Source organism: Microseira sp. BLCC-F43, from assembly GCF_041929235.1.
In the GTDB taxonomy this organism is placed as follows: Bacteria; Cyanobacteriota; Cyanobacteriia; order Cyanobacteriales; family Aerosakkonemataceae; genus Microseira.
In genome coordinates, this window is the sequence record NZ_JBHFNP010000041.1 from 117,796 (window position 1) to 126,519 (window position 8,724).

Sequence of the window (8,724 nt, forward strand, 5' to 3'; positions counted from 1 at the left end):
TAACTCAAAACCCAAAATGACGGTTCCAGGCTCTACGGTTAGTAATCAGTGGTCAGTGGTTAGCGGTCAGTAGTAAGTAAAAAAAACAACCAACAACTGATAGCGGGCAACTGACAACCGACAACTAACAACTTTACGAGGTAAGTGCAGTGAATCGCATCCAAATCAACGATACAACACTTCGGGATGGGGAACAGGCAGCGGGAGTTGCTTTTACCCCAGAAGAAAAAATTGCGATCGCCACCTTCCTAGACGCCATTGGCGTACCGGAATTAGAAATCGGCATTCCCGCAATGGGAGTCGAAGAAAGACAAACGATCGCTCGCATTGTAGATTTAGGTTTGCAAGCTGAACTGCTGGGATGGAATCGTGCGGTTATTAGCGATGTACAAGCGTCAATTGCAGCAGGTTTAAAGCGAGTCCATATTTCTGTCCCCGTCTCTGAAATTCAAATTCAAGTTAAATTTCAGGGACAGTCGCGCACCATGTTTTCTAAGCTACAAGAAACTGTCAGTTTCGCCAAAGATAAAGGTTTATACGTATCCGTTGGCGGGGAAGATTCTTCGAGAGCTGATGAAAACTTTCTGGTAGAAGTAGCGTTATACGCTCAAGAATTAGGTGCATCTAGGTTTCGCTTCTGCGACACCGTGGGAATTTTAGATCCGTTTACTACCTACGAAAAAGTTAGCCAATTGGTTTCGATTTTGTCGATTCCAATCGAAATGCACACCCATAACGATTTGGGGATGGCTACGGGGAATGCGATCGCCGGTATTCGCGCCGGTGCTAAATCAGTGAATACCACTGTCAACGGATTGGGCGAACGCGCTGGTAACGCCCCTTTAGAAGAAGTGGTAATGGCACTTAAACGAGTTTACTCCCTCGATTTGGGTATCGATACCCGTCAATTCCGGCATCTTTCTCAAATCGTAGCGAAAGCATCTAACAGTTTCGTCCCGCCTTGGAAAGCAATTGTTGGCGAAAATACCTTCGCTCACGAATCAGGTATCCACGCTCACGGCGTCCTGAAAAATCCCGCTACCTACGAACCTTTTGCGCCAGAAGAAGTTGGCTGGAAGCGGCGTTTAGTTCTGGGTAAACATTCAGGTAGGCATCTACTATCCGACTTGCTAAAACAACACGGTATCGCCCTCGATCCCGAAGAAACTCAGTTAATTTTAGAGCAGGTGCGGAATTTATCGGTAAAAGTAAAGCGCAGTTTAACTGAAGAAGAACTGATCGATTTAGTAAACAACCGGAGGGTCGCTCATGGAATCAGATGAAATTGAAATAGCCGAACCACCCGTGTTTGAAATGGAACAAAAAGTCCGGTTGCGGAAACTAATTCGCAATGACGGCACTTTTCCCGGTATCGATGTGGGGACACCGCTCGCTAAAAAGGGCGATGTCGGCTATGTAGTTGGCATCGGCACTTATTTACAAATGTACTATATCTACGCGGTGCATTTCTTAGAAAAGGGCGTGGTTATCGGTTGTCGCAAAAAAGAATTAGAATCCGTGGAGGAAGCATCATGAAAGTTATGTTACGCCGCAACAACGCCGGACACTTAACCGTCTATGTCGCCAAAAAAGACTTAGAAGAGGAAGTGGTTAGCGAAAAAGAAGGCCCGGAAGGAAAAATTTTCGTTCTAGCCAATGGATGGGAAATGATTTTTCCCAATCTGTCCGAACCTTTTCAACTTCCTCTAACAGTTGAAGGGAAGCGAGTTGCTTAATTGGTAATTGGTAATTGGTAATTGGTAATTGGTAATTGGTAATTGCTAGTTGCTAATTGCTAATGGTTAAGCGGGTCGGTTTAGATCTTGCACCCTTGTTTTTGATTAAGAAACCCGGTTTATTCAAAAAACCGGGTTTCTGGGAAAGCTTATCCCTATTCACTAGAAACCTGCATCTGTATCCAATACCTATGATTTTTCAACCAGGAACAAGATTATGGATTTATACAATTTGCATCGGCAGCCACATTTCAGCCTTGAGGGACAATTTTTAGGGTTTATCCAGGAGTCGGGAGGGAAACTCAAATACTTGCGAGTTGCGGTTGGTTCAACCGAGTTGACAATTAAACTTTCTAAGGAGTCCCGCGTCAGTCTCAACCAAGTTTTAATGCCGGGTGACTGGATTCAAATCTTTGGCGAAACCAAGCTAAAGAAATGTAAAGATGAACCTAAATTTAAAGCTTATCAAATTAACAAACTCTACCAAAATTCAGAGATTTCTCCCTCTGCTTCTCCCAAGTCAGACCGCTCCCGCTGCACTAAACCAAAAGCCAAAATTCTGGTATGCCAAAAATCAGGGTGTCAGAAACGGGGTGCTAAGAAACTTTGTCAAGAATTAGAGGCAGTTTTGTGCGATCGCGGACTGCTAGACAGCGTGGAAATCGAACGCACTGGTTGCCAAAAACGCTGTTCTTCTGCTCCCAATATGATGTTAATGCCGAGTAAAACTCGCTGTAGCAAAATGCACCCCAACGAGGTCGCCGATCTCGTCGCCCAACATTTATTACAGAATTAGCCATTAGTCATTAGTCATTAGTCATTAGTTAGGAGTAAAATTACTCATCACTAATGACTAATTTTTTTTATTTTACATCGGCAACGAAAAAATTAAAATTTTTCGCTTCTTTAACCACTTGTGTAATCGGCTATACTAAAAGATTACCAAAATTGTATTATATATTATAATATAGCAATTTGGTTAAAATGCGGTAAATTTAGGTAACTGCACGCAAACAGCTCATAAAAAATTTATAATAATTTAACAATGTGTTACAAAGGTTAAAAAATTGCAAAAAGGAGAGAAGGATAAACTGAGGCGCAACAAATATTTTAAAAACGAGGGTAGAATATATACCTAATCTTGTATAACCTTGAATTGCTGAAACTAAATGCCAAATTAACTCAGGAAATATTACTGATATGAATGCTAGAGAAGTGCAAGAAGAATATGGTACAGAAAGAATAGAAAATTACGAGCCATGCGTAATCGAGCTAAAAAGCTACAGTTGCAAGGGCATCAAGTGTTCAAAAGTAGAAAACAGACTGCAAACAACACTGAAAGAATTATCAGATATTAAATACGCCCTAGACCAAGCAGCAATTATTGCGATTAGCGATCCGCACGGCATCATCAACTACGTGAACGACAAATTTTGCGTTATTTCTGGGTATAGCCGGGAGGAACTGCTAGGTCAAAGCTTTACCCTGCTAAACTCTGGATATCATTCCAGAGAATTTTTCCAGCATTTGTGGTTAACGATTAGCCAGGGACAAGTTTGGCAAGGAGAAATTAAAGACCGCGCCAAAGATGGGAGAGATTATTGGGTAAGCAGCACAGTCGTGCCATTTTTAAACGAGCAAGGCAGACCGCTCCAATATCTAACGATTCAGTTTGAAATCACCGAGCGCAAATTAGCAGAAGCCGCGCTGCGGGAAAGCAAAAATCAATATCAAACCCTGGTAAACTTATCGCCAGTAGGCATATTTTGTACCGATGCTTTGGGGCAGTATATTCAAGTCAACGATCGCTGGTGTCAACTCAATGGCGTCGAAGTGCGAGAAGCTATGGGAGAAGGGTGGGTGCGAACGATTCATCCCGAAGACCGGGTGCGCGTCCTGACCGAATGGTATCAGGCAGTGGCGAAAAATTTGTCGTTCCAGTCCTGCGAATATCGCATCCTGCGCCCCGACGGAACGGTGGTGTGGGTGATAGCCCAAGCAACCGCAGAAACGGGAAGGTCGGGGAGTACGATTGGGTATGTGGGAGCGATCGCAGACATCACCGAACGCAAGCAAGTCGAAGAACAACTGCGACACTACGCTTGGCACGACGCCCTCACCGGGTTACCCAATCGCGCCTTATTTCTGCGCCGCCTGGAAGCAGCGATCGCCAGCGTCAAACAATATCCCCGGCGCTTATTTGCCGTATTATTCCTCGACCTAGACCGGCTAAAACTAATCAACGATAGCATGGGACACCTAGCCGGAGATCGGTTACTGGTAGCCTTTGCCGAACGCCTGACAAGCTGCCTGCGTCCCAGCGATACCGTCGCCAGACTGGGGGGAGACGAATTCACCATCCTGCTGGAAAACATCAGCGAAGTGCGCGATGTCACTTTTGTCGCCGAAAGGATTGTGAAAGCGATCGCCCATCCGTTTTACATCGAAGGACACGAAATATTCGCCAGCGCCAGCATCGGCATCGTCCTCAGCGGTTCACCCAGGGCGTCAGTTACCAACAACTTGATCGCTGCCCACGACGAACCCACCCACGTTCTGCGCGATGCAGATACCGCCATGTATTGCGTCAAACAGCAGCGAACCCTCACCGGGTACGCCGTATTTAACCCCAAAATGTACGATCGGGCACTAGAGTCATTGCAGCTAGAAAATGACCTGAGAAAAGCCGTCGAAAACCGTCGGGAATTCACGCTGCAATACCAGCCAATTTTTTCCTTAGTCACCGGCAGAATTTCTGGGTTTGAAGCCTTATTGCGCTGGCAACACCCACAACGAGGACAACTTTTACCGGGTGAATTTATCCCCTTAGCCGAAGACACCGGATTAATTGTACCTTTGGGGCGTTGGGTATTGGCACAAGCAGCCCTGCAAATGCGAATCTGGCAACTAGCATTTCCCACTGCACAGCCATTGATCGTGAGCGTAAACTTGTCTCCCAAACAATTCCTTCACCCCGGACTCGTGCAACAGATCGACAAAATTATTTGGGAAACAGGGTTAAACGGAAACTGTTTGAAACTAGAAATTACCGAAAGCACCCTGATCGATGATTCAGAGGAAACCGCTCTCATGCTACAGCAATTGAGACAACGCCAAATTGGTCTGTGTATTGACGACTTTGGCACGGGTTATTCATCTCTATCACACCTCACCCGCTTCCCCCTCAATACCTTAAAAATTGACCGCTCTTTTGTGAGTCAGATCGGCAAGCAGAGCCACAATGCCGCCATCCTTTGGACAATTGTTAACTTGGCTCACAATCTCGGCATGGATGTGATAGCAGAGGGGGTAGAAACAGCACTGCAACTAGAGCAACTGAAAAAATTGAAATGCGAACAGGTACAAGGCAACTATCTCTCCCCACCTGTAGACGCTAATGCTGCTGGGTTGTTGCTAGCCGCGGGGCGCAAGCAGCGAATGGAGTATCAAGATTGAATTAAAAAGAGTAAATAGAAGATTAAAAATATCGAAAGATATTAGATCGGGGTGCTTCTGTCTTGTAGAGTAGCTAACTACTAATTCATCGGAGGTAATTGCTCATAAACTTAATATTTTATGAGCAATTACTGTCGAGAGATGAGGAATTAGCCAGTTTAAAGAAGCCGAAAAAAAAACGCTTTTTTAAATTGACAAGGATTAAATTAGTTCCCAAAACAGAGGCAAGAAAGTTCAGATGAAAAACTCAACCGCACCCCAACAAAAAGTCGATAAGCTCAAAAAAGAAAAGATTGATTTTAAAGCTTTTTTCGATTTATCCCCTGACATATTTTGCGTCCTAGAAAAGCGAGGAAACTTTCAACAAATAAACCAGGCAGTCAGCCGAATTTTAGGCTGGAATCCTGGGGAACTTTTGGGAATATCTTGGCTAGAATTAGTGCATCCAGAGGATTTATCGGTCAGCCTAGCAACTTTACAACATTGTCAACCAGATCGTCCCTGCCATCTGTTAAATCGCTATCGTCACAAAAATGGTAGTTATCGCTGGCTGTCTTGGAGTTTATCTTGTTCAGAAGAGAAACTAATTTATGCAGTAGCTAGAGAAGAGGACACGGAGAGTGGGAGACGGGGGGACGGGGAGAGTAAAGATTTCACCGCGTCCCCGCGTCCCCGCGTCACCGCGTCCTCTGACTTCCTAGTTCAAGAAGTGAAAGCGCTGAAAAAAGAAAGACAAAGCCTTTATGCGCTGCTCGAGCAACTGCCCGTATTTTTACATATTAGAGCCGAAAACTCAACAGGGTTTTATAACCAACGCTTTCGGGAGATTTTTGGCGAACCGAACCACAAAGCATGTTTCATTTTGGATGGAGAAGTAGCGTCAAAACCTGAGTGTGTTAGTAAAGAGGATGACTCAGCTTTACCACGCACCAAAACACCTTGTTCCCTTTGTCCCACCTGCACGGTATTTGCCACCAAAAAGACTCAAAGTTGGGAATGGATCGACCATCGCCACGGACGCACTTATGAAATTTACAACTATCCCTTTGTAGATATCAATGGGGAATTAAAAGTTGTAGAAATGGGATTAGATATTACCGAAAATAAACAGCAGCGTCTCTGGAAAGTTCTCGACCTGATCTGGAATGAAATTTATATATTCGATGCCGCATCTTTGCGGTTTCAATATGTGAATGCTAGGGTGCGGCGCAACATGGGGTACTCGACAGAAGAGATGCGAAACCTCACCGCTTACGATATCAAACCAAAGCTCAAAGAAGAGGACTTTCGCCGCGCCATCGCACCCTTACTTTCTGGCGAAGAAGAAAAATTAGTCTTCCAAAGCATTCACCAGCGTAAAGACGGGAGTACCTATCCAGTAGAAGTCCACTTACAACTGTTAAGAGAAAAGGGTACTACTCCTGTATTTCTGGCGGTCATCCTAGACATTAGCGAACGCTTAAAAGTAGAAGCAACTTTGCGAGCAAAAGAAGCTCAAATTAAACAAAAAGCCGAAGAATTGGAAAAATCCCTTCACCAGCTGCAACGCACCCAAATGCAATTAGTTCAAAGCGAGAAAATGTCTTCTTTAGGACAACTCGTAGCGGGAGTTGCTCACGAAATTAACAACCCGGTTAACTTCATTTACGGGAATCTTCCCCATATCGAGAGATATAGTCACGAATTGCTAGAAATTTTGCATTTGTACCAACAGCAATATCCTCGACAAACAAAGGAAATTAAACAGAAAATACAAGAATGCGATTTAGAATTTTTGTGTCAGGACTTACCCAAGATTGTAGATTCGATCAAGTTAGGCACCAATCGCATCCGCGACATCGTTCTCAGCTTACGCAACTTCTCCAGACATGACGAATCTGCGCTAAAAGCGGTGGATATTCATACAGGAATCGACAGTACGTTAATGATTCTGCAAAACCGCCTCAAACCCAAACCAGATTATCCGGAAATTCAAGTAACTAAACAATATGGAAAGTTGCCGTTCATCGAATGCTATCCAGGTCAAATAAACCAAGTGTTTATGAACGTAATCGCCAATGGAATTGACGCCATTGAAACGCAAGATGCTCCCCGGGAAATATCGATTTATACTTCAATTAGATGTCCGGAAACAGGGGAGGATATTGCAGAAACTTGTCCGGGAATACCCTTAGCTGTAATTCGGATTTGCGACAATGGACCGGGAATCCCAGAAAATGTTCGCCGCCGCATCTTTGAACCTTTCTTTACCACCAAACCCATTGGTAAGGGAACGGGTTTAGGATTGTCAATTTCCTACTCAATTGTTGTAGAAAAACACCAAGGTAACATGCACTGCATTTCCACACCCGGTCAAGGAACGGAATTCATTATCGAAATTCCAATTCGGCAAAGTTAAATTGGGTAATGGGTAATGGAAATATTACCAATTACCCATTACCAATTACCCATTAGCAATTAGCAATTAGCAACAAAACCAACCATGAAGACTGTAATTTTTTACGAAAAACCTGGCTGCATTAACAATACCAAGCAAAAAGCCATGCTGGTAGCAGCGGGACACGAAGTTATCGCTCGAAATCTCCTGAAAACGCCTTGGACAGCAGAAACGCTCCGTCCGTTTTTTGGGGAATTACCCGTTAGCGAGTGGTTTAACTATAGCGCCCCTCGCATTAAATCGGGAGAAATTATTCCGGAACAATTAGACGAGTCAACCGCTTTAGAATTGATGGTCGCAGATCCGCTTTTAATTCGGCGTCCTTTAATGCAAGTGGAGGAGGTTTTAATGGTAGGATTTAATCTCGAAAAAGTAGAGGCACAGATTGGTTTACGTCCAATCGATAACAAACCTCAAGATATCGAAACCTGTCCCCGCAGTCACGCAACAACCCCTTGTAAGTCCCCCATCTAAAAGTTAGCATCATGAATAATCCTTCCTTACCAGCAGATGATTTACCGCCGCCCAATCTAGACCTCAAAGATAGTTTAATGCGTTGGAACTTGGAACAGTCGCTCGCCAAGCATTTTTTCCAAGCTTGCACCCAGCGGCAGCAAGCATTACTATCTAATTGTGGGTGGTATATTACCACTGGAAAAGCGCCCACTTTGGTGATAGAATGCCCCGATGAAGTTACGAATTGGCGCGTATTAAAATCGTTGGTAAAACTGGGCGGCGTCCTCAAGAAATTGGCAAAAAATGCCAAAATTCGCGTTGAACCGCCGCCTGGTATGGGCACAGCTTTTGAAATGCGGGTGGATGAATTATTTGTTTATAAGTATTCACCTTGAGAGGGAAGCAGGTGAGCAGAGGAGCAGGTGAGCAGGTGAGCAGAGGAGCTGCTTGAAGTGCATAAAACTTGCTTTTCCTGTAGAAACGACGATCTTGCTTTAAATCTCTGAGGCATTAGACAAAGAAACCGGATTTCACCTGAAAAATCTTTGGTTGGACAACGAGAGATATCAGCAAGAAACCCGATTGCCTCCGACTCTGATGAGGCATTAGACAAAGAAACCGGATTTCACCTGAAAAATC

8 protein-coding genes are annotated in these 8,724 nt (G+C 44.3%); all 8 read left to right on the top strand.

What is annotated here, in order from left to right:
* Positions 1–149 precede the first annotated feature (149 nt).
* The 8 genes from nifV (at position 150) to ACE1CM_RS07900 (ending at position 8,480) form a co-directional block, all read left to right on the top strand.
* Positions 150–1,283 carry a homocitrate synthase gene (nifV, locus tag ACE1CM_RS07865; protein ID WP_374876848.1) on the top strand — a complete coding sequence of 378 codons (1,134 nt, stop codon included), beginning with the start codon at positions 150–152 and terminating at the stop codon, positions 1,281–1,283.
* Positions 1,270–1,536 (top strand): nitrogen fixation protein NifZ, encoded by a 267-nt coding sequence (locus ACE1CM_RS07870; protein WP_374876849.1) that lies wholly within the window; start codon positions 1,270–1,272, stop codon positions 1,534–1,536. Before nifV ends, ACE1CM_RS07870 begins: the two co-directional genes overlap by 14 nt.
* Positions 1,533–1,736, top strand: a complete 204-nt coding sequence (nifT, locus tag ACE1CM_RS07875; RefSeq protein WP_374876850.1) for a putative nitrogen fixation protein NifT — start codon at positions 1,533–1,535, stop codon at positions 1,734–1,736. Before ACE1CM_RS07870 ends, nifT begins: the two co-directional genes overlap by 4 nt.
* 217 nt (positions 1,737–1,953) lie before the next feature.
* Positions 1,954–2,532, top strand: coding sequence for a (2Fe-2S) ferredoxin domain-containing protein (locus ACE1CM_RS07880; protein WP_374876851.1), 579 nt, complete (start codon positions 1,954–1,956; stop codon positions 2,530–2,532).
* 404 nt (positions 2,533–2,936) lie between these two features.
* The gene (locus ACE1CM_RS07885; protein WP_374876852.1) at positions 2,937–5,192 is read left to right on the top strand and encodes an EAL domain-containing protein; all 2,256 of its coding nucleotides are present in this window, start codon (positions 2,937–2,939) and stop codon (positions 5,190–5,192) included.
* 238 nt (positions 5,193–5,430) lie between these two features.
* Entirely contained in the window at positions 5,431–7,590 is a 2,160-nt protein-coding gene (locus tag ACE1CM_RS07890; RefSeq protein ID WP_374876853.1) for a PAS domain S-box protein, read from the top strand.
* Between the two features lie 84 nt (positions 7,591–7,674).
* The gene (locus ACE1CM_RS07895; RefSeq protein ID WP_374876854.1) at positions 7,675–8,103 is read left to right on the top strand and encodes an ArsC/Spx/MgsR family protein; all 429 of its coding nucleotides are present in this window, start codon (positions 7,675–7,677) and stop codon (positions 8,101–8,103) included.
* An 11-nt stretch (positions 8,104–8,114) separates the two neighbouring features.
* Positions 8,115–8,480 (top strand): hypothetical protein, encoded by a 366-nt coding sequence (locus ACE1CM_RS07900; RefSeq protein ID WP_374876855.1) that lies wholly within the window; start codon positions 8,115–8,117, stop codon positions 8,478–8,480.
* Positions 8,481–8,724: the final 244 nt, after the last annotated feature.